Genomic DNA, 21,105 nt, shown 5'->3' with positions numbered 1-21,105 from the left:
CTTGAAAATAAACAGAATATTCTATATAAATATAGAGGTCATAGTTGTGATGTGTTATATTTATACTTATAAGGTATATAATGTATAAATTAATTGTTTAGGGGATGGAAAAGGGAGAGATTCAAATGAAATGGTATTTATATGCTCTCAAAAACTATGCCAAATTTAGTGGGAGAGCAACGAGAAAAGAGTACTGGATTTTTACTTTAGTTAATAAGGTTACGTTTTGGTCATTAATATATTTTGCCTCATATTCTCCGTCTGTCTTCTATTTAAGAGCCAATATTACTTTGCTATATATAGCAATTTTTATCGTTCCTACTCTGGCAGTGGAAGCTCGTCGATTACATGATAGTGGAAAAACCGGATGGTGGCAGCTATTAAATTTGGTGCCATTTGGAGGAGCGGTTCTACTTGTGTTTTGTATCATTGAAAGTGACGAAGGCGAGAATAAGTATGGACCAAATCCACATTCAAATCTGAAACAAGCAATTTAATGTATGTATAGTAAACTCTAATATAAAAAGGTGTGAACTAAAAGCTAGTTCACACCTTTTTATTGTATTATTCTTAGAAGCTTCGTTCAGCTTTGATAGCAAATACAATGTTTTCCCTAGGAATTTAAAATTATGGACAACTGGTAACGAATTAAATTCAATATTTTGAGGTGTAACCGATCGCTGCTTATGGTGAATATAAACATAACCTCTCTTGGAAATCGTTTAATACTTCTTCGGGCATTTCCTTGATTGTAAGATCTTTCCCTAAGAAAAGTAGCCAATTTGTCATCTCTGTCACTTCATCGGAATTGTGAACATCGATAAATGTTTTTAAAATGGCTGTAGTTTGGTAAGGGTTTGTATAAGAAATTGAAACTTTGAAAGGGTGGTATTTTTTGAACTGGGCTATTGCTTTTGGGCCAAGTTCAAGTACAAGGTTCATTACCTCGTCCTTTTTATTGAGTTTTTCTAAAATCTTTTTCGTATTTAACCTCTTTTTCGTTGTGTACGGTTCGATATTAATGAGGTCATCGACAGGAAACATCAGCTTCTTTTCTTCTTTTAAGTCAAATCCTTCAATGATCCAATGGCTTTTTTCTTGATAAAGGTGTAATAGGTAAATTGGATAAGACTTGATTTTTTCTTCTTTGACAGTAATCAATAAATGTCTATCCAAAAGAAGGATTTGAATGAGTTTTTCTAACATAGGGTGGGGGAGGTCAGAAAGCTCAAGTAAATCGGGATTATGAGGGTTAGTCCCTTCAAAAAGCAAGAGTTGATTTAAAAGAACAAGGTCATCTTGCTGAGTTTCGGAGATGAGTCCTAGTAGTTTTTCGGCTAAAGACTGGCGACTTTTTAAATAGGGAAGTTGTTGATTTCTTGTAGCCATAAAGGCAATAAAAAGAGCTTTCACTTCATTATCAGTAAAGTGAACAACGGGCAGGATAGAGTTATGCATAACAAAATATCCACCAGTTCTCCCAACTTCAGCAACAAGTGGCATGCCCATAGCTTCAATTTCTCTAATGTCTCTAATAGCTGTCGATCGTGATATGTTAAATTCTCGTATGATTTCAGTAATTGTAAAGTGGGAGCGATTGTTGATATAACGCATGATTGTATTAATACGTTCAACTTTTTTCATTGGAGTCTCCTAAACAGTATCATTTTTTGACATGATTTAAAGATATTATAAACTTATCAGATGAAAAGATAAATCATTTGATTCATTTTAAAAGAAGGAAGGTTTTGAATATGAAAAATTATACGATTGAAGAAAAAGATAGCTTTATTGTGTTAGGTATTGGAACTGAAATTAAGAGTGACTATACAGACTTTGCTGGAATCAATAAAGAAAAGGAAGACTTTTGGTCGGCTGTTAAAGAAGATGGAAGGCTGGATACTTTAAAGGCTCTAGCTACAAATGAATACATTTTTTCTGTGAGTGAAGCGGTGAATAACAAGATGATGTATTATGCTGGTGTTATGACAGAGGCACAAATAGAAGAAGCATCTAGAGTAATCCAGTTTCCGAAGGGAGAATACTTAGTAGTGAAAGGGGAAGACAAAACGGCTGAAGAGCTAAGCAATAAGCTGACTGACATTGCCTTCGGTCAAGTTTTACCAGATGCAAAAGATTTTGCCTATGTTGGTGGGCCGAATACAACGGTTGAGATGGGACAGAGAGACGGCTTAGTATTTGGTGAAATGTGGATTCCAGTTGTTAGGAAGTAAAGTGATAAAAGGTACCAATATGGAAAGTAGAGGCTAACAATATTGAATTGTTGGCCTTTTTGACATAAATAAATTATTCATATGCTACTACACATTATGTTCTGATAAAATGGAATAAAAGGAAATTAATGTAAGTTGGTGGCGATTTGAATAAAAAAAGGATATTTGAGCTATTCATAGTAGCGTTTATTTTTCTATTCCTTCATGTAAGCACATATACCAATGAAAAATTTAACGATAAATTGGGATCCTTTACTTTCATTGTGCTACTTCCTATGCTTTCTATTTACAGCGTATTTATAGAAAAGTATTTTGATGATATACAAAAGTGGATTCGAAATATCACATTTTGTTTTGCTTTGTTAGTAGTAGTTTTAGTAGCTCTATGGATAGGATATTTTTAGAACCTTACTTCAGGGACAGTTCATTTAGTGCCCAATATTTTGTCTATCTATAGGAAAAGGGAACTAGGTAATTCTTTAAACGGAGACACCAAAGTGGATATTCTTTTAAATAAAAAGGCTTTCTTTTGTACAATATAGGATAAAAAGGAGAGGTATGTGAAAAAGAGATTGGTAGTATGCATAATATACAGCGTCCCAAAAGCTACATTTGCTAAAAACTAATCCCCCTCTCATAAGCAGTAAATACTTTTTATGAGAGGGGTTTATTCAATTTAAGCCTATAAAAATTGAATGAAAGCAATGCAAGTTCTCACTTATTTAGAATAAGAGAAAAGGTGATGTTTTATTTATTCAATAAAATACTGATGGTGTATATTATCGTTAGATACTCGACTTGCCATAATAGCGCCCTCCATTGAAGATGCAAGAAAAGAAGCGAGCGATATAATGTCTATATCTTCTTTAAGCTCTTGTTTCTCTATTCCTTCTTTTATGAGAGAAGCCATTAACATTACTGTATCATCATAACCTTTTGCTGCTGCTTTTTGTAATTCTGGGAATACTCCAGTACTTTCAATTGCGCTATTAAGCAATGGACAGCCTCCAGCAATAGGGGGATTATTAGCTGCATTTTGATATACAAGGAAAATTGCAAGAATTTTATCGATTGCTGTCTTTTTATTTTCCATTGCTTTATGAAAAGGAAATAATCAAAAATACGCACATAAGACATATTATGATAATCAAGAAAGATAACAATAGAAAAAATCGGCAGGAAATAATGAGAATAGCAGATTTTCTTATATATAATGAGAGCTCAACTTAATTTAATAAATATTTTTTATAAAAAATATTTTTGACCCCCATAAAACTTTGTATTCCTCCGAATATGTATAGTGAAGAAAATTAATAGAAGAAAAATGATTATGAAAGAATATTGAAGTGTTAATAAAATTACTAGATTAAGTGGGCATCCGAAATAAAAGGATGGAATTACCAATGATATAAAGAAGAGTTATTCAAGGATTGCAGATAAAATAGAAAAAGAGTAAGCAAAACAAGCGGAAGAAAATAAGAACGTACATTAAAATATAGGTTTAACTATAGTGCCGAGAGAAAAGAGAAATCATTAGGAAAACGGTGAAAAAAGTTAGTCTCGAAAAATATAAGTAACAGCAAGAAGACAAACCAAAAGAAAAGTACTAACAAAATGTGGTTGAATGGTCACTTGTTTAGTGACCATTTTTCTATGTGAAGGAGGCTGGGAGATTACAAGTGTTGAGTTTAGTAATGAAGATCTTAAGAAAACCAAAAATAGAAGATATCGTATATAACATACAAAATAACGAAGAAGATAAAGAAGCTTTTATCGTGCAGTATCAGCCGTTTATTAGAAAATCAATCTCGTCTGTCTGCCGCAGATATATTACAGAACAGGATGATGAATATAGTATTGGATTGTTTGCGTTTAATGAAGCAATTGAACAGTATTCATATAAAAAGGGGAAATCTTTTCTAGCGTTTGCTGATCTTCTTATAAAAAGAGATGTAATTGACTATATACGCAAGGAGTCTAAGCATAACCTTGTCTTTTTAAAAGAAGATGAGCAAGAGGAAATGTTAGAAATGCAAGTATCACTTACGGAGTATATGAAAGAGATGGAAAATAGTAACCGTAAGGAGGAAATTCTTCATTTTCAAAGTGTGTTAGCTGAGTTTAAAATCACATTTTCAGAGCTTGCTAAAGAATCCCCTAAGCATCGTGATACGCGTGAGCACTTAATAGAAATTGTGAAGATTATTATAAAAGAAGAAGAAATGATGGAGGAGCTGTTCCGAAAGAAAAAGTTACCGCTTAAACATATTGAACCGCGTGTTAGGGTAAGTCGTAAAACGTTGGAGCGGCATAGAAAATATATCATTGCAATGTGTATTATCTTCGTAAACAACTATACATACATTCTTGATTATATAAGGGGAGGGAAGCATGATGAATAAAGGAATTGTGATGGATATAAAAAAACATAGCGTAGTTGTTTTAACACCAAATGGAGAGTTTATTACGTGTAAAAGAAAAGGGGATTCTTGCGTGATTGGAGAGGAAATCTCGTTTGAAGAACAAGAACAAAAAGCATCGCGTTTTTCAATCCCTTATTTCTTAAAGCCGGCATCATTACTCGTTGCTTGTTTTCTATGTGCGCTGTTATTTTTCTACAACCAACCGGAAGAAAAAGTATTTGCTTACGTCTCAGTTGACATTAATCCAAGTTTAGAGGTGAGCGTAACGAAGGATCTTCGCGTTATAGATTTACAAGCTTGTAATGATGATGGAAGGCGTATTTTAAAAGAATTGCAGCAATGGGAAAATAAACAATTGCAAGAAGTGATACGTACAATTATAAAGCAGAGTCAAGATGATAAGTATTTAACGAATGATAAGCAAGTTATGCTAACCGCTATTGCAAAGGATAAGTCGCTAGAATCACAGTTGGAAAAGGCAATGAAAGAATTAAAGAAAGAGTATGAGCTAAAACATATTACAGTCGAATATCAAAGTAGCACGATGCAAGTACGAGAGAATGCTAGAAAAGCTGGAATTGGCACAGGTGTCTATATAAAGCAAGAGAACGAGAAGAACAAATCGCTTACTCCACCTGCCACGCCGTCTAATCCGGTGGAAAACGAAGAAGAGGTGCAATCACAGCCGGAGTCATCTCCTGATGTATCACCAGATTTGTCTCCTGTAAAAGACAAAAAATATGAGAAGCCACAACATCAAGAACAAAAGAAAACAGAGGAACAGCCATCTAGGCAAATAAAAGAAAATAATGAACAACAGCAAGGAAATAACGGAAGAGGATCTCAGCAAGAAAATAGAGGATCCCAACAAGGAAATAATGGAAATCAGCAAGGTAACAACGGAAGAGGGCCTCAACAAGGGAATAATGGGAATGAGCAAGGTAACAACGGAAGAGGATCCCAACAAGGAAATAATGAGAATCAGCAAGGTAACAATGGAAGAGGATCCCAACAGGGGAATAATGGGAATGAGCAAGGTAACAACGGAAGAGGATCCCAACAAGGGAATAATGGGAATGAGCAAGGTAACAACGGAAGAGGATCCCAACAAGGGAATAATGGGAATGAGCAAGGTAACAACGGAAGAGGATCCCAACAAGGGAATAATGGAAATCAGCAAGGTAACAACGGAAGAGGATCTCAACAAGGGAATAATGGGAATGAGCAAGGTAACAACGGAAGAGGGTCCCAGAAAGAAAATAATGGGAACGAGCAAGGAAACAATGGAAGAGGATCTCAACAAGAGAATAGGGGCCACCAACAAGGAAATGAAAAGAAGAATCAATAGAATATGGAAGTGAGAGATTCAATCCAAAGCTAAAAGGAGTTATCTCGCTATTGTGAGCAGTAAAAACTCCCATCTCAAAATTTGGCTGAGGCAAAGAAGTTAGATGGGAGTTGGGCTGCTTATAAATGTTCGATTGATGAGGCTGATTAAAGTTTCACTTTATTATTCTATAGTTCTATTAAGAAGGAGTATGTGAAAAATATAATGAAGAAAAACATTCAACAAGAGAAAGATAAATCAAAACCTGTTTTTTATGATCCGAAAGGAAGGAGAAACATAGCTTTTATCTCGTTTCTATGTTTCTCTATAGTTAGCATAAGTATTGTATTTTATTTTTTCTTTCAAAGTATTTTTTCAACACCAGAAATTCCAAATATGAATCCTACTATAAAACAAGATACGAAACTTGTACCAATTAATCAAAAACTTAGTGAGGAGCAGTTAAAGAAGGAAGAATTCAAGCCAAATACCGAAATGAAGGATAATAAAAATTTGGTGAATTCGATGAACGATAGTAAACAACGTAAAGAAGTGTATGGTTTTTATGTAAATTGGGATGAAAATAGTACAGCGTCTTTAAAAGAAAATATCGATTCATTAACCACGTTAGTACCAGAATGGTATCATTTAAAAGAAGATTTAACGATTAGAAGTGAGATAAAACCAGAGATTGTAAAACTAGCTCAAAAAAATCATGTGAAAATTATGCCGTTACTTACTAACTATACAGAAAAAGCTTCTGGCCCTGATAGTGATCTTATCCATAAGTTACTGAATTCGCCGAATGATGTGAAGACGAAATTTATTAATGATTTAGTAAGCGAAGTTAAAAAGAATCAGTTTTCAGGTATTAATATTGACTTTGAGGCCGTACCTGAAAGCGATAGAGAAAACTTAACAAATTTCATGAAAGAACTTACTACGACCTTTCATAAACATGATTTGCTCGTCACACAAGATGTTCCAGCTAATGATAAGGCTTTTGATTATGGTGCGTTAGCAAAAGTAATAGATCGAATGATTGTAATGATGTACGATGAGCATTATGGAGCGGGGGAACCAGGCCCAATTGCTTCAAATAAATGGTTTCAATATACATTAAAAGAACTGAATATTCCGTCTAATAAACTTATAGTTGCTTTCGGTAACTATGGATATGATTGGGAAATAAATAGTAAAAAACCTGCGAAGTCTTTAACTTTTTCAGAAGTTATGGCAATGGCTCATGATTCCAATATGAAAATTCAATGGGATAACATGAGTGGAAATCCTTATTTTAGATATAAAACAGGAGAGAAAGAACATACTGCTTGGTTCTTAGATAGTGTTACTCTCTATAATCAAGTGAAAATCGCAATGGACAACAATGCAAAGGGGTTTGCGTTATGGAGATTAGGAGCAGAAGACCCTACAATATGGAAAGTTTTAAAAAATCCGATTGAGGCACAAAAAAATCCTAATGCATTACATAAAATTACTAGTTTAGATGAAGTGAATTATGCTGGCCAAGGTGAAATTTTGCAGATTGAGAATGAAAGAAAAAATGGGGTGAGAGATTTCAAAGTAGGAAAAGATGGGTATCTTACAGATGAAGTATATGAATCCTTACCATCTGCATACGAAGTGCAACAACATGGAAAACCAAAAGGAAAACAAGTAGTATTAACATTTGATGATGGACCAAATCCGAAATATACACCGGAAATTTTAGATATATTGAAAGAGAATAAAATAAAAGCTGCTTTTTTTGTACTTGGTGAAAACGCGCAACTACATCCTAATATTGTGAAAAGAATATACGATGAAGGTCATGAAATTGGCAATCATACTTTCAAGCATCCTAACGTCGCTGATACGTCTTTACTACGAACAAAATTAGAGCTTAATACGACGCAACGTTTAATTCAAGAAATAACTGGACATTCTACGGTTTTATTTAGACCACCATATGAAGCGGATGCTAACCCAGATTCATCAAATGAAATATTGCCTATTTTGCGTGCACAAAATATGAACTATACAATGGTGGGGGAAAAAGTTGATCCTGAAGACTGGGCAACACCATCAACAAATGAATTAGTAAAGCGTACTCTTACTCCCATTTATAAGGGAGAGGGAAATATTGTTCTTCTCCATGATGCAGGAGGGAATCGTACCCATACAGTAGAGGCGTTGCCGATCATTATTAAAGACCTTAAAAAGCATGGATATAGTTTTGTAACAATTTCAGATTTAATGAATAAAGAACGAGATGAAATTATGCCTCCTGTTTCTTCTGAAGGGAAGCAATATTTACTTTACAATAAAGCTGTTTTTTCAGGGGCGGGATACTTTAAACATATATTAACAACTATTTTTTATATTGCTATTGGATTAGGTATTTTTCGATTCTTATTCTTAATTTATTTTGCATGGAAGCAGAAAAGAAAAACGCTATCTCGCTATATTAATGTGTCCTATCAACCTTTTGTTAGTGTTGTCATAGCAGCATATAATGAAGAAAAGGTGATAGCTAAGACAATTCGCTCAATTTTGGATAGTAAGTATGGAGAATTTGAAGTTATTGTTGTGGATGACGGATCGACAGATGGTACGTCAAAAGTAATGCAAGAAACATTTTATAAACACCCTAAAGTTCGTTTCATTCAGAAAGAAAACGGCGGGAAATCATCGGCAATGAACCTAGGGTTTCAACAATCGCGAGGAGAGATCATTGTCACTTTAGATGCGGATACTATTATTGCGCAAGACGCTATTTCTCTCATGATTAGACACTTTGAAGATCAGAATGTAGCGGCAGTTTCAGGTAATGTCAAAGTGGGGAATAGACGAAACTTGTTAACTACTTGGCAACATGTTGAGTATATTACAGGGTTTAATTTAGAACGTAGAGCTTTTGATGAGTTAAATTGTATTACAGTAGTTCCAGGAGCTATTGGGGCATGGCGTAAAAAGAATGTAGTTGAATCTGGATATTTAAGTAAGGATACGTTAGCAGAAGATACGGATCTTACTATTACATTTTTACGTCAAGGATATAAAATTGTATATGAAGAAAAGGCCTATGCTTTTACGGAATCACCTGAAGATGTGAAAAGTCTCATTAAACAGCGATATCGTTGGTCATATGGTACACTCCAATGTCTTTGGAAACATCGAAAAGCAGTGTTTCATACAAAACATAAAACGTTAGGATTTATTGCATTGCCTAACATGTGGTTATTCCAATATGTTCTGCAATTCATTGCTCCTTTAGCAGATATATTAATGATTATGGGGCTGTTTAGTAGCAATCCGCTAAAAGTGTTAGGGTTTTACCTTGTATTCTTTTTATTGGACCTTCTCGCGTCTCTCTTTGCATTTAAATTAGAGGAAGAGAATCCGAAACCACTAGCATGGTTAATTTTACAACGCTTTATTTATCGTCAATTTATGACTTATGTTGTCATTAAATCTATATTCTCATCTATTCGAGGAGTAGCGGTAGGATGGAATAAATTAAAGAGAATGGGGAGTGTTCAGCATTCCACGGAACATAAGGAGGCATCTTAAGAGGGCGGGTTACCTGCTCTCTTTTTTCATTGGTTTTAGTAAGTAATATGTAATATAAAGCCTTCGCTTCCATAACGAAATTCCTAATCATTACTGATAGTGAGACATTATGTTAAGATACTCCTTTAGTTTCGGGAAAAAGTTTTTTTATCTTTTTTTAAAATGACGGACATAAAATCATATATACCTTCGAATTATATATATGGATATCAATAATATTTATATAAAAGGGGAGTAAGAAATATGAAAGCAAATAAAGAAATGTACGTAGAAATCACTGAAGTGTTAAAGGTATTGGCACATCCTGTCCGTTTATCTTTAGTAGAAATAATGCTTACAAAAGGCCCTACTAACGTAACAACAATGTATGAAACATTACAAATGCCTCAAAGTACAATTAGTCAACATTTATCTAAACTAAAAGCTACTAAAATGGTTACAGGTACTCGGAAAGGATTAGAAATTTATTATGAAGTAACGGATAGTCGTACAAAGGCAATTTTATCAAGTTTGTTGTAACGCTGACTGTCTAGACTTCAAAATTAAGAAGAGGATACGAAAGCAATTCTATGGAGAGAATTTTTAAGGTTTTTACAAAAGTGAAGATCTGAAGCAAAGTCCCTTAATAAATAAAATAGTTGTTTGAATATATGGTATAAAATGGAATTTTTATACCATATTCCTTATATATGTAATAGAAGGAAGAATGTTTTGATTTCAATCTATACGCTATCTTTATAATTATTAATTACCTTAAACACTTGAGAAAATAATAATAGGTTTGGAGTAAAAGTAAGTCCATCCAAGCTTAATTCCTAAGTGGAAAAATCAACATGCTCACTATAAAAATAATCATAGCTAAAATCCCCTGCACCCTCGGTTTTTTAAAATTACTTGTTACCTCATTTATTAAAAAAACAATTAAGGACCTATTGAGTGATAATAAATTGTTCAGTTAAAGGTCCATTTTGTGGAATGTAAGGAAAGGTCTGAATTTCAATAGACACCTGGATTCGCATACTGATAGAATAAGCAGAAATATAATAAAGGTGGAATGGAATTGAGAAAAAGGTTAGGATGCTTACACGCCCATTATTCAAATATAGAATATATAGAAAATGCACTTACCTCATTTAACATTGAATTAATCCATTTTGTTGACCCAGCATTAATGTATCAGGTTACATCAAATGAAAAATTCCAAGAATCAGATGCTCAATATAAAGTTAAAGAGCAAATAGAATGGATTGCTCAATGTAATGTTGATGCTATCCTTATTACTTGTACAAATTATATTGCAATTTTACATGAAGACCAACTTTCAATATCAGTGCCAATCATTAAAATTGATGTACCGTTCTTTGATTACATATGCAATATACAGCAACCTCAGACAATTATTTTTACAAATCCTGCAACTGTTGAAGGTACAGTAGAACGCCTTAAACATCATGCTAATAGCCGTCAAAAATCTTTAGATTTAGAGGTTATTGTCATAAATAGTGTTTTTGAATTGATAATGAAAGGACTAAAAGAAGAATACAACCAAGAAATTACAAAGTTCTTAAATCAAATCATTAAAGATGAAAAGAAAGTTATCTCTGTTGCTCAATTATCTATGGTTGATGCAACTAAGCAAGTTGAGTATAAAACAGCTAAGACTATTATTAATCCATTGAATACATTAGTATCTTATATTGTAAATAAATTAAAATTAGAGAAGAAAAATCAGTGATAAACTGTTGTGTTCTTCTTTAGCTAAAGGGTGCAATTGTTGAGTGGCAGAGAAAGGAAATAATCAAAAATCCTCTTTTTAAAATTTGGGAACTTGAACAAATTGGATTAATAAAATAGCATCCTTATTTAAGTAGTAAGGATAAAATAATCATTTACAATTTAAAAAAAGACGTATGATTAATTTAGAGTTTTTATTATACCGCCCCCTAATTTTCTATGCCTAATTGAAATTAGGGGGTTTTTTAGGTAATCCTAACTTATTTAATTTATATTCTAAAAGAAGTACCACAAAAATCAAAGAAGAATTTGCGAGATTACTTTTAAAATCAGTAACATGAAAACATCCAAAGTACAAATAGGGATTGAAAGTGATTATTTTTAAATATCAAAAATTTAAGGGAATAGTTATAGTTGGGTAATATTGATACAAATTAAAATAGAAAAGATATGGAAGTTCATCTATAGATCTAATACTAAAGGGAAAATAACTGAAATATAAATGTAATTGAAAGGAGTGGAGTAACAATGGAGGTAAGCTTTTTTTTAGGATTTTTTTGGGGATGGGTAACGGTTATCATCACAGGAATACTTTTTGTGCGACCATCTGTACTACGTGAACTGAAAAAATTAGTGGTAGAAGACAGGGGATTTGGAATTATGTATGGATTTTTATCAATTTTCCTAGGTTTAGGTACTGTTATCCTACATAATGTTTGGGCCTTTAATTGGCAGGGACTCATTACACTTACTGCATGGCTCGCACTATTAAAAGGAATTTATGTAATTGCATATCCTGAACCATCCAAGAAAACTGATTTTGAAGTAAGGGTGCTATCTACTCGTATAGTGCTTGCTATCCTTGGTATTTTATCTTTATGGATGCTTATAATACTTTATATGAAATAGAAACAAATATTTTTGATTATAAGAGTGTAGGTGGGAGTTTTCTATAGTCCATCGGAGTGAAATTTTATAGTTAACTGTAAGTTTAGTATTTTTCCCTTGTAGACATGTTTTTATAAATAGTGAGATGGGCAAAACGAAAAGAATCCTAAATAAATAGGATTCTTTTCGTTTTATAAAAGTGAATTTATCTTGTATCACTAATATAATTGATAATCATTTTTCTGGACTATTCGCAGTTATCTACCTTGTTATACTCAATGTCGGCTATGTGACCATCTGGTCGAATCAAAATGGTATCTATATTTTTCAACTCGGAATCTTGTATTTCTCCTACAACTACCTTTATGTGCGAATCAATATTCATTTTATTTATCTTATCTATATAAGAAGGGTGTATTAATAAAATAAAGTTACCATCTTTCATTAATTCAAAGAGTTTATAATTTTTCTTATTTAGAGAAGAAATAGTGAGGTTTGTACATCTTTTTCCTATCAATGGATGTCTTTCTGTATCGTGCATCGATGAATACATTACCCCTAAGCCGCTTACTCTTTCAGATAAATCGTGATTTATCTCGGGATATGTAAGTAAGTGCGAAAATAAATCCCTTAATTCCATTCCTGCGTTTGAAAAGTTTATCATTAATTGTTCTTGCGCTTGTACTTCCTTGAAAAATTGTTTTCCCACAGCATGTCTTTCAATATGATAACTTTCTAATAGACTTTCATATTTATTTTGTTTTATTGCGAGTCCTAATTTCCAGCCTATATTAAAAGCATCTTGTAGACCTACATTCAAACCTTGTCCTCCAGCAGGGAAATGAATATGTGCTGCATCCCCTGCTAAGAATACACGCTTATGTTGATAAGTATTTGCTAGTTTGGTTGCATTGCCAAAGCGAGAAAGCCATATTGCGTTCTTAATTTGAAGATGTTCACCTGTAATACTATAAATACTATCTATAAACTCTTTTTCTGTAACAGCAACATGAACGGGTATCGTCTGATTCTTAGGATCAACAATTGCAAAACGAAATACATCAGGTGCAATAGGTACCATCATTAATATCCCATTTATATTAGAAGTAGATAAAAATGGAGTATCTGGTATATCTTCTAAAATAACATCACCTAATATAGCAGTAGTTGTTGTGTTTGTTCCACTAAACGGTATATTTGATAATTCACGAACTATACTTCTTGCTCCATCAGCTCCTATTACATATGGAACTTCTATTTTATATATTGTTTCTCTTTGTTTTATTTCTAGTTGTACGAATGTTTCATATTGTTTTAAGTCTTTCAGAGTATGCCCGCGTTTAATGACTACACCTAATTCTAATGCACGTTTTTCTAATATTTCTTCTGTAATAGATTGGGGAATAAAAAGTGTATACGGAAAATCAGTATTTAAATTTTTAAAGTTTAATCTTGTATCTAAGGCAGCAAAATGACTTGTATTTAATTTCTTGCCTCTAGCTAAAAATCGATCTGCAATACCTCTCATAGCCATCAATTCTAAGGAGCGGGGGTGTAGTGTGAGTGCTCTAGAATTTCGTACCCGGTCTAATCTTCTCTCTAAAACAACAACTTTTACGCCTTGGATAGCTAATTCACATGCTGTCATAAGTCCAACTGGACCACCACCAACTATCGCTACATCATAATAATTGTCCATATCATGCCCTCCATTTATTTAATTGTTTAAGAGCTAATGTAAAAAATGTAAATAGATTTATAAATGCTATCTATTGTACATATATAATTATACTTCATTTTAGTTTCCTTGGAAACTAAAATGAAGTTTCTAGGAGAAGTCTACATAGTAAGTGTGTAGTTAAAGCTATATAGCGTGTCTGCAGCAGTAGTCATTGGGGAGCATTGATATGTAATGGCATTTGCATTAACGGCTACAGATTCTTCTACTTGTGCTATTTTTGCTAAAAATGCTACTGCTGTAGTTCCATGTGGGAGTTGTAAAGGTCTTTCCGCTATTCGTAGTTTTAATGAAGTAGTAGTGGTTTTAACTCGACTTCAAATAATTCGCTTTCAATTTCAGTAAGTGCATACATCGATACAGGATGTGGAGAGGTATTAGATAAGACTTGTGATGAAAGAAGTTCTCCTGATGACGAGTAAAATGTAACAAACACTTGTGAAAATGGAGGGACCATAATGATTACACGGTCAGTTTTTTGTAACGTATTAACCAACTCCAAAATAATATATTTTTATAAAAATCAAAAAACAATAGATAAATATAAAGATATTATTATGGGTACTTTTCCGATAGTGAATTAAGAAAATTAATAAACTCTTTATTTTATTGTAAATAATTTAAGAGCACACAAATATGCGTGCTCTTAGAATAGAAAGGTAGTTTTCTATGAGTAGGGAGTCCCCATATAATAAAATATGCTTGTCCAATTTAAATGTGAGAAGTTTTTTATAAAAATGCTATTTGGTAAGTCTATGTGAAAAATCACCTTGTACAGGAACTCTTTGCAAAGTATTTTGTCTGCAGTCATGATTATTAAAGTTGATGAGAGCTGTTATTCGGCTAATAAAACCACATCTCAAATTGTTGACTATATGTCTAACAACTAGGATGCGGTTCAATTAATAAAAAGTATAGGATACTTTTGTTATAAAGAGTATTTATAGATGAATGTTATTGTTTTTTACTTCTGAAAGATTTGAGGTTCTAAATTACAAGTTGTTGGAGTCCCTCTACTATAACATTTCAATAGAAATATTGAACTACTAATATGAATGTATCAGATTTAATAAAGACGGTAATGTTCTTTTAGTCATGTAATCTTTTCATTTGATGATCTTTTCCCCATTCACATAGTTCATCCATAATTTGCATTAAAGATTTCCCGTATTCGCTTATTGTGTACTCAACCTTTGGTGGTACTTCTTGATATACAGTACGATGGATAATCCCATCAGCTTCAAGTTGCCGAAGTTGTTGTGTAAGAACTTTTTGCGTAATGTTTGGGATTTCTCGTCGGATTTCATTTGTTCGCATTTTTCCATCCATCAACACACATAAAATATGAACTTTCCATTTTCCGCCGATTACATCGAGTGTCGTTGCAATTGGGCAGTCTTCATTTTGATTCATATAACACCTCCACAGGTACTTTAAGGTTCCTATAGCACTTTAAAGTACGTACTTTTCAATTATATGTGACTCACTCATACTAATACGTAAAGGATTGAATAATTAAAAAAGGGGATGGAAGATGATGAGAACACTTGTAATTGTAGCACACCCTGATATTGAAAAATCAAAAATTAATAAAAGATGGATTGAAGAACTTGAAAAACATTCGGATGAAATAACGGTGCATGAATTATATAAAGTAGCACCAAATTGGGAGTTTAATATTGAAGAAGAGCAAAAGCTGTTAGTAGAACACGACCGATATATATTTCAATTTCCGCTTTATTGGTACAGTTCACCACCATTATTGAAAAAATGGTTTGACGATGTGTTAACATATGGATTTGCGTACGGATCAAAAGGAGATAAAGTGAAGGGGAAAGAGTTTGGTGTAGCTATTTCTATAGGTGGATTAGAAAAAGACTATGAAAATAGTGGAATCACGATGGATGAGTTAACAAAACCATTTCAAGCTACGTGCTTATATACAGATATGAAATTTATACCTTCGTTTTATTTATATGGTGCTGAATATAAATTAAGTGATGAAGAGATTGATAAAAGCGCACCGGAGTATGTACGATATGTGATGAATAAGGAGTATTCTAATATATAAGAGGAAACAGCCATTTACTTGTTAAGTAGATGGCTATTTTTATAAAATTTATATTCACTAAGTGTAATCTTTAGTAAATTAATAGTTAATATGGTAAAATAAAAAAACTAACATATATAAAGGGGAGTTTTACTTGAGAACGATGCAAAAATTATTACAAAAAAGAGCAATGCAATCACCAAATTTGGAAGCGCTTGTGGGGGGAGAGAAAAGGTATTCGTTTCAGCAGTATAATGAACGAGTAAATCAGCTTGCACACTATTTGTTACAAAGCGGTGTACAAAGAGGAGATCGTATTGGAATACTATGCAAAAATAATCATCCGTTTCCAAGCGTTATGATGACAAGTTTAAAAATTGGAGCGGTATGTATTCCACTAAATCATCAGCTTACTGCTTATGAATTAGAAACGATTATAAAAGAAGCGAAATTAAAAGTGTTAGTTATTGATGAAGAATTTCATGAAGCTTTAAAGATTGATGCTGTTAAAGAAATTCCTTATGTAATGAAAACGACAAAAGAAGGCTTTGGTTCATTTGAGTTAACATTACAAGAACAGCCAAGTACAGAGCCGAACGTAGAAGTTCATGAAGATGATGATGCGATTTACTTATTTACTTCAGGAACGACTGGGCAGGCGAAGGCGTGTGTCATTGGACATAAGAACTTACATCATTATTTTGCTGAGATTGCAGGACAAAGAGAAATTCCAGCAGGTGAACGCTTTTTATCCGTGCATCCATTGTTCCATATGAGTGGCGTGCTTTCTATTTTAAATTGCATTTATCATGGCGTTACGATGATTTTCTTAGCTGATTCGAATCCTACTCTCATTTGGGATAAGATTGAAGAAGAGAAAATTACGACGATGCTTGCGTTTCCAGCTGTTTATAGCTACATGCTTGATGAGCTAAATAAAAAGGAACGAAACATTTCAACTTTTAAAGTAGCGCAAAGCGGTGGTACAAAAGTGCCAGAAACACTTATTCAAAAATATATGGAAAAAGGAATATATATGGTGCAAGGCTATGGGAGTACAGAAGGTTGGGTTGTCACTTCATGGCATCCAATGATGGGAAAAGAAAAGATGTCTTCTGTAGGAAAAACTTTGAAACATGTAGAACTGAAAATTGTTCATCCAGAAACAGGTGATGAACTAACAACAAATGAAGTTGGCGAGATTCATGTAAAAAGTCCATACATGTTTAAAGGGTATTGGAATAATGAAAAGGCGACGAAGAAGGTAGTAAAAGATAGTTGGTTTAACATGGGCGATGCTGGCATGATAGATGATGACGGATTCCTGCATATTATGGGAAGATATAAAGACGTTATCATACGCGGTGGTGACAACGTATATCCAGATCAAGTAGAAGATGTCATTCATGAAATACATGGTGTTTTAGAAGTTGCAGTAGTTGGGGTTCCGGATGACTTTTGGGGTGAGGTTCCGACAGCGTATATTGTAAAAGATATGCAAACGTCCTTAACAGAAGAAGAAATTATACAACACTGTAAAGAAAAATTAGCAAGTTATAAAATACCAGAAGTTGTATTTATGGAAGAATTACCGAAAAATGCTTTAGGGAAAGTGTTGAAGAGGGAATTAAGAGAAGGTGTACTTGTAAAATAAAAAGCGATTAGATGATGAGGAATCCAGTTATGCAGTGAGCATGACTGGATTTTTTGTTTGTAAAGAACATAATAATTTACTAGATTTTGTATTTCTTGTAAGATAATAAAGAATATTCAATCATTAATTAAAGGAAGAGATATAAATGAAGCTGCCGCTATTACAAATAGAGACAGAGAGACTTATGATCCGTCCGTTCCAAAATGATGATTATGAAAGTTGGTTCGATGGATTTCATAAGAGACTACCATCGCAGTATAAATATGACGATGGCTATCAAGTTATGGCATCCTCAACGAAAGAATGGTTCACGGAATGGATTAGAGGGTTTGATGAAGCAGCACATCGAGATGAGATGTATGTATTAGGTGTTTTTCGTAAAGAAGACGGGGCTAATATTGGAAAGCTAGAGCTTATAAAAATTTTACGTATGGATTATCAGTGGGCGATGATGGGGTATTCCATACATAATCAATACTGGAAAAATGGATATGGCATGGAAAGTGTGAAAGCCGCATTATCGTTATTTTTTAATGGTCTTCATTTTCATAGAATTGAATTACATATACGTGTTGATAATGAGCCATCCATTCGTCTTGCGGAACGAGCAGGTTTTTCTTTTGAATGCAAGAGAGAGGCGTTTTCTTTAGAGAATGGTAAGTGGATGGATTTTCTTATTTATTATAAAAATAATGAAACGAACAAATAGGGGACTAAAAAATGAAGAACATAAACGTATTTCATTATGACGCATTCACGAATAAACCGCATATGGGGAATCCCGCAGGTGTTGTATTAGAGGCGGATGGATTAACGGAAGGGGAAATGCAGCGTATTGCTGAAAAAGTTGGGTTTAATGAAACATCCTTTGTTCTTTCTTCAAAAGAAGCAGATATAAAGATTCGCTATTTTACTCCCGGTCATGAAATGGATTTATGTGGTCATGCGACAGTAGGGACTATATATGCACTTCATGAAAGGGGATTATTAGAAGGGAATCATAATTTAACAATTGAAACGAAGGCAGGGATTTTGCCGATACATATAGATGCGAATGAAAGTGGAGAAACTTTTATTAAAATGAGGCAAGCAACACCAAAGTTTCAAGATTTTACAGGTTCTCAAGAGGCATTAGCACACAGTATTGGTCTTGAAGTAAATGATTTAGATGAAAAATTACCAATTGTATATGGAAGTACTGGTATTTGGACTGTAATTGTACCTGTTAAAAATCTAGAAGCATGTGAGAAAATGAAACCTAATAATAATGAATTTTCATTTGTGTTAAAAGAAATACCAAAGGCCTCTATTCATCCGCTTTGCACAGAAACATATAATGCAGAAGCAAAAATGCACGGTCGTCATTTTTCATCACCTTACTCTGGAACAATAGAAGATCCAGTGACAGGAACAGCTTCAGGTGTAATGGGAGCGTACTATGCGATGTATTTGGAAAAAGATTTTGACCATGAAATGGAGTTAATTGTTGAACAAGGACAGGAAATGAATAAAGATGGTCGTGTAACGGTATATGTAACGAAAGATGTAGAGAATGAAAAGTTACAAATAGATATTGCGGGAACAGCGGTGTATGTAAAAGAGTTTGAAATTTCGATATAAGAAATGAAAGCCCGGAATACATCCGGACTTTCATTATCTGTTCAACACTTCAATATACGAAGCATCTCCAGTTGTTCTTAAAGCAGATCGGAAATTATTGTTTTCTAACGTTTTAGCGACTTGTTGTAACTGCTGTGCATCATCATGATGGATAAGTAAGCTGTCCGCACCGCTTTCTTCTATATGAATGTGTTCGACATTTCCAATAGCATCATGTACTGCTTTTAAAAATTCAGGTTTCATAGTGACCTCCTATATGTGTGTAACGTTCTTGTTATTATTTCCTTATTTTTGAAATGTAAAAGTAAATGAATTTTTGTTATATTAAGATTTTTGAAGGGGTTTCCTATTTGTTTGTCAAATAATAGTAAAGTTGTCTTTTAAGTTGAGGGAATCTTCGGAATTGAAGGATGAGGGAATGGACATTTCAATGATTGCTGCGCAACTAGTTAAGGAGAAAGTTATTTCACATGATCCAAATAGCATAAAAGTGTTGAACGGAGGAACGACAAGTACTGTGTATTTGTTGGATGAAAAATATGTAGTAAAGCTGAATGAACCGGACGTAATACGTGAAGAAGCTAATTTTCTCTCGTTTTATGGGGGGAATACTTTATTTTCAAAGCTTTTGTATAAGGAACCTTTACATACATATTTCGTATATTCTTTCCTTGAAGGTAATACTTCGTGCGAACAAGGATATAAAAGAAGTACGCTTCGTACACTTGTAAAAGAAGTTATTAATAAGTATAAAATTGTCCCAGAGGCAGATGGCTGGGGGTGGAAAGAAAGTCCGGTTCAATCTTGGAATGAATTTTTAAAAGGAAATGTGATGGAAGCTTATGAAAATGTAAAACGTTACATAAATGAGGAAGAGTATAGAATTGTTCTTAAACTAGCAAATAGGGATGCCGGAGTAAATCAGCCATTTTTATTACATGGTGATTTCGGATTTCATAATTTTATATTTCGCGAAAATAGGTTACATGGAGTAATTGATCCGTTACCAGTCCTCGGAGATCCTTTATATGACTTAATTTACGCGTTCTGTTCAACTCCGGAAGATTTAACGAAAGAAACGATTGATTATGCGATGAAAGAATGTGTATTTCTTAAAAAAGATCGAGATTTATACGAGGAAATAGTCATAGGATTATATTTGCGTATAGATACATGTTTAAGACACCACCCGAAAGATTTAGAAGATTATTTACTAGCTTGGCGTTATTGGATAGGCAAAATTAAGCCGGCTTTATAGTACAAATAGTTTGGGGAGATAGTGAAATGAACATAGCAGAAGCAAAACGAGATTTAGCATAAAGAACGAAAAGAGGATTTCCAGTTATAATAGCTGGTATTTTATTTTGGATTGTAGCAAGTGTAACGGGTGTTCTTCTTTCAGAAAAGCAAGTTGTGTGGGTGTATTTAATTGGTATGGGTTGTGTATTTCCTTTTGGCTTAATGATAGCTGCTATATTGAAAATTGATATGTTTGCGAAAGGAAATCCGCTAGGGACTTTAGCTGGATTAATTGGCGGGATAAATGTATTAAATATTCCGTTTGTATTACTTGCCTATTTTCAAGTTCCAGAGTGGCTACCTTTTGTAGTAGCAATGTTAATAGGCGTTCATTTTATACCGTACGTATGGATTTATGAAAGTACAAGTTATGGTTTATTGGCAGTAGGGACTGTATTCGTAACATCAGCTTGCGGGATTCTTTTTGCAGACAATGGATTTACTGTCATTCCATTGTCAGTTACAGTTGTCTACTTACTCAGTCTAATTGGTTTATTAATTGAAAATAAAAAATTAAATCAGTATCAACAAAAATCAGTTTCATAAAAATATAGGGGTAGGGGGA

Annotated in this window: 19 protein-coding genes and 2 pseudogenes; 15 read left to right on the top strand and 6 right to left on the bottom strand. The window is 33.5% G+C overall.

Annotated elements, in window-relative coordinates; genetic code table 11:
* Positions 1-125 precede the first annotated feature (125 nt).
* Positions 126-497, top strand: coding sequence for a DUF805 domain-containing protein (locus AAG068_RS16900; protein ID WP_097908020.1), 372 nt, complete (start codon positions 126-128; stop codon positions 495-497).
* A gap of 187 nt (positions 498-684) precedes the next feature.
* Here the strand turns inward: AAG068_RS16900 and AAG068_RS16895 are convergent, their stop codons facing one another.
* Entirely contained in the window at positions 685-1,644 is a 960-nt protein-coding gene (locus AAG068_RS16895) for a helix-turn-helix transcriptional regulator (RefSeq protein WP_342715092.1), read from the bottom strand.
* Between the two features lie 110 nt (positions 1,645-1,754).
* Between AAG068_RS16895 and AAG068_RS16890 the strand changes: the two genes are divergently transcribed.
* Positions 1,755-2,234 (top strand): GyrI-like domain-containing protein, encoded by a 480-nt coding sequence (locus tag AAG068_RS16890; RefSeq protein ID WP_342715091.1) that lies wholly within the window; start codon positions 1,755-1,757, stop codon positions 2,232-2,234.
* Positions 2,235-2,380: 146 nt separating this feature from the next.
* The gene (locus AAG068_RS16885) at positions 2,381-2,638 is read left to right on the top strand and encodes a DUF3963 domain-containing protein (protein ID WP_342715090.1); all 258 of its coding nucleotides are present in this window, start codon (positions 2,381-2,383) and stop codon (positions 2,636-2,638) included.
* Positions 2,639-2,985: 347 nt separating this feature from the next.
* On the opposite strand, the pseudogene AAG068_RS16880 reads toward AAG068_RS16885, so the two are convergent.
* Positions 2,986-3,339 (bottom strand): annotated as a pseudogene (locus AAG068_RS16880) (TetR family transcriptional regulator C-terminal domain-containing protein); the annotation flags it as partial.
* Between the two features lie 574 nt (positions 3,340-3,913).
* On the opposite strand from AAG068_RS16880, the gene sigI reads away from it, so the two are divergent.
* The 6 genes from sigI (at position 3,914) to AAG068_RS16845 (ending at position 12,200) form a co-directional block, all read left to right on the top strand.
* Complete coding sequence (gene sigI / locus AAG068_RS16875; RefSeq protein WP_342715089.1) at positions 3,914-4,636, top strand: RNA polymerase sigma factor SigI; 723 nt, start codon at positions 3,914-3,916, stop codon at positions 4,634-4,636.
* Positions 4,626-6,005: an anti-sigma factor domain-containing protein gene (locus tag AAG068_RS16870; RefSeq protein WP_342715088.1), complete on the top strand. Its 1,380-nt coding sequence runs from the start codon at positions 4,626-4,628 to the stop codon at positions 6,003-6,005. The genes sigI and AAG068_RS16870 overlap by 11 nt, the downstream gene beginning before the upstream one ends.
* 204 nt (positions 6,006-6,209) lie before the next feature.
* Complete coding sequence (locus AAG068_RS16865; RefSeq protein ID WP_342715087.1) at positions 6,210-9,557, top strand: glycosyltransferase; 3,348 nt, start codon at positions 6,210-6,212, stop codon at positions 9,555-9,557.
* A gap of 243 nt (positions 9,558-9,800) precedes the next feature.
* Positions 9,801-10,076: an ArsR/SmtB family transcription factor gene (locus AAG068_RS16860; RefSeq protein ID WP_000646593.1), complete on the top strand. Its 276-nt coding sequence runs from the start codon at positions 9,801-9,803 to the stop codon at positions 10,074-10,076.
* 535 nt (positions 10,077-10,611) lie between these two features.
* On the top strand, positions 10,612-11,292 hold the full coding sequence (locus tag AAG068_RS16850) for a hypothetical protein (RefSeq protein WP_342715086.1): 681 nt from the start codon (positions 10,612-10,614) through the stop codon (positions 11,290-11,292).
* Between the two features lie 527 nt (positions 11,293-11,819).
* On the top strand, positions 11,820-12,200 hold the full coding sequence (locus AAG068_RS16845; protein ID WP_000453934.1) for a hypothetical protein: 381 nt from the start codon (positions 11,820-11,822) through the stop codon (positions 12,198-12,200).
* Between the two features lie 226 nt (positions 12,201-12,426).
* Here the strand turns inward: AAG068_RS16845 and AAG068_RS16840 are convergent, their stop codons facing one another.
* The 3 genes from AAG068_RS16840 to AAG068_RS16830 all read right to left on the bottom strand — a co-directional run bounded on the left by AAG068_RS16840 (position 12,427) and on the right by AAG068_RS16830 (position 15,330).
* The gene (locus AAG068_RS16840; protein WP_342715085.1) at positions 12,427-13,878 is read right to left on the bottom strand and encodes an FAD-dependent oxidoreductase; all 1,452 of its coding nucleotides are present in this window, start codon (positions 13,876-13,878) and stop codon (positions 12,427-12,429) included.
* A 325-nt stretch (positions 13,879-14,203) separates the two neighbouring features.
* Positions 14,204-14,419 carry a hypothetical protein gene (locus AAG068_RS16835; protein ID WP_164083069.1) on the bottom strand — a complete coding sequence of 72 codons (216 nt, stop codon included), beginning with the start codon at positions 14,417-14,419 and terminating at the stop codon, positions 14,204-14,206.
* Between the two features lie 587 nt (positions 14,420-15,006).
* Positions 15,007-15,330: a winged helix-turn-helix transcriptional regulator gene (locus AAG068_RS16830; RefSeq protein WP_073515730.1), complete on the bottom strand. Its 324-nt coding sequence runs from the start codon at positions 15,328-15,330 to the stop codon at positions 15,007-15,009.
* Between the two features lie 124 nt (positions 15,331-15,454).
* Between AAG068_RS16830 and AAG068_RS16825 the strand changes: the two genes are divergently transcribed.
* The 4 genes from AAG068_RS16825 (at position 15,455) to AAG068_RS16810 (ending at position 19,241) form a co-directional block, all read left to right on the top strand.
* On the top strand, positions 15,455-15,988 hold the full coding sequence (locus AAG068_RS16825; protein ID WP_342719779.1) for an NAD(P)H-dependent oxidoreductase: 534 nt from the start codon (positions 15,455-15,457) through the stop codon (positions 15,986-15,988).
* A 133-nt stretch (positions 15,989-16,121) separates the two neighbouring features.
* Positions 16,122-17,621 carry a class I adenylate-forming enzyme family protein gene (locus AAG068_RS16820; RefSeq protein WP_342715084.1) on the top strand — a complete coding sequence of 500 codons (1,500 nt, stop codon included), beginning with the start codon at positions 16,122-16,124 and terminating at the stop codon, positions 17,619-17,621.
* 145 nt (positions 17,622-17,766) lie between these two features.
* Entirely contained in the window at positions 17,767-18,330 is a 564-nt protein-coding gene (locus tag AAG068_RS16815) for a GNAT family N-acetyltransferase (protein WP_342715083.1), read from the top strand.
* An 11-nt stretch (positions 18,331-18,341) separates the two neighbouring features.
* Positions 18,342-19,241: a PhzF family phenazine biosynthesis isomerase gene (locus AAG068_RS16810; protein ID WP_342715082.1), complete on the top strand. Its 900-nt coding sequence runs from the start codon at positions 18,342-18,344 to the stop codon at positions 19,239-19,241.
* 33 nt (positions 19,242-19,274) lie between these two features.
* On the opposite strand, the gene AAG068_RS16805 is transcribed toward AAG068_RS16810, so the two are convergent.
* Positions 19,275-19,484 (bottom strand): hypothetical protein, encoded by a 210-nt coding sequence (locus AAG068_RS16805; protein ID WP_000801653.1) that lies wholly within the window; start codon positions 19,482-19,484, stop codon positions 19,275-19,277.
* A 175-nt stretch (positions 19,485-19,659) separates the two neighbouring features.
* On the opposite strand from AAG068_RS16805, the gene AAG068_RS16800 reads away from it, so the two are divergent.
* Together AAG068_RS16800 and AAG068_RS16795 are read left to right on the top strand one after the other, a co-directional pair.
* Positions 19,660-20,499, top strand: coding sequence for a phosphotransferase family protein (locus AAG068_RS16800; protein WP_342715079.1), 840 nt, complete (start codon positions 19,660-19,662; stop codon positions 20,497-20,499).
* A 26-nt stretch (positions 20,500-20,525) separates the two neighbouring features.
* A pseudogene (locus AAG068_RS16795) lies at positions 20,526-21,086 on the top strand (DUF7010 family protein).
* Positions 21,087-21,105: the final 19 nt, after the last annotated feature.

The sequence above is a fragment of the Bacillus paramycoides genome (genome assembly GCF_038971285.1).
Taxonomy (GTDB): Bacteria; Bacillota; Bacilli; order Bacillales; family Bacillaceae_G; genus Bacillus_A.
Note: the sequence above shows the minus strand (reverse complement) of the source record. Positions and strands in the feature narration are given on the sequence as shown.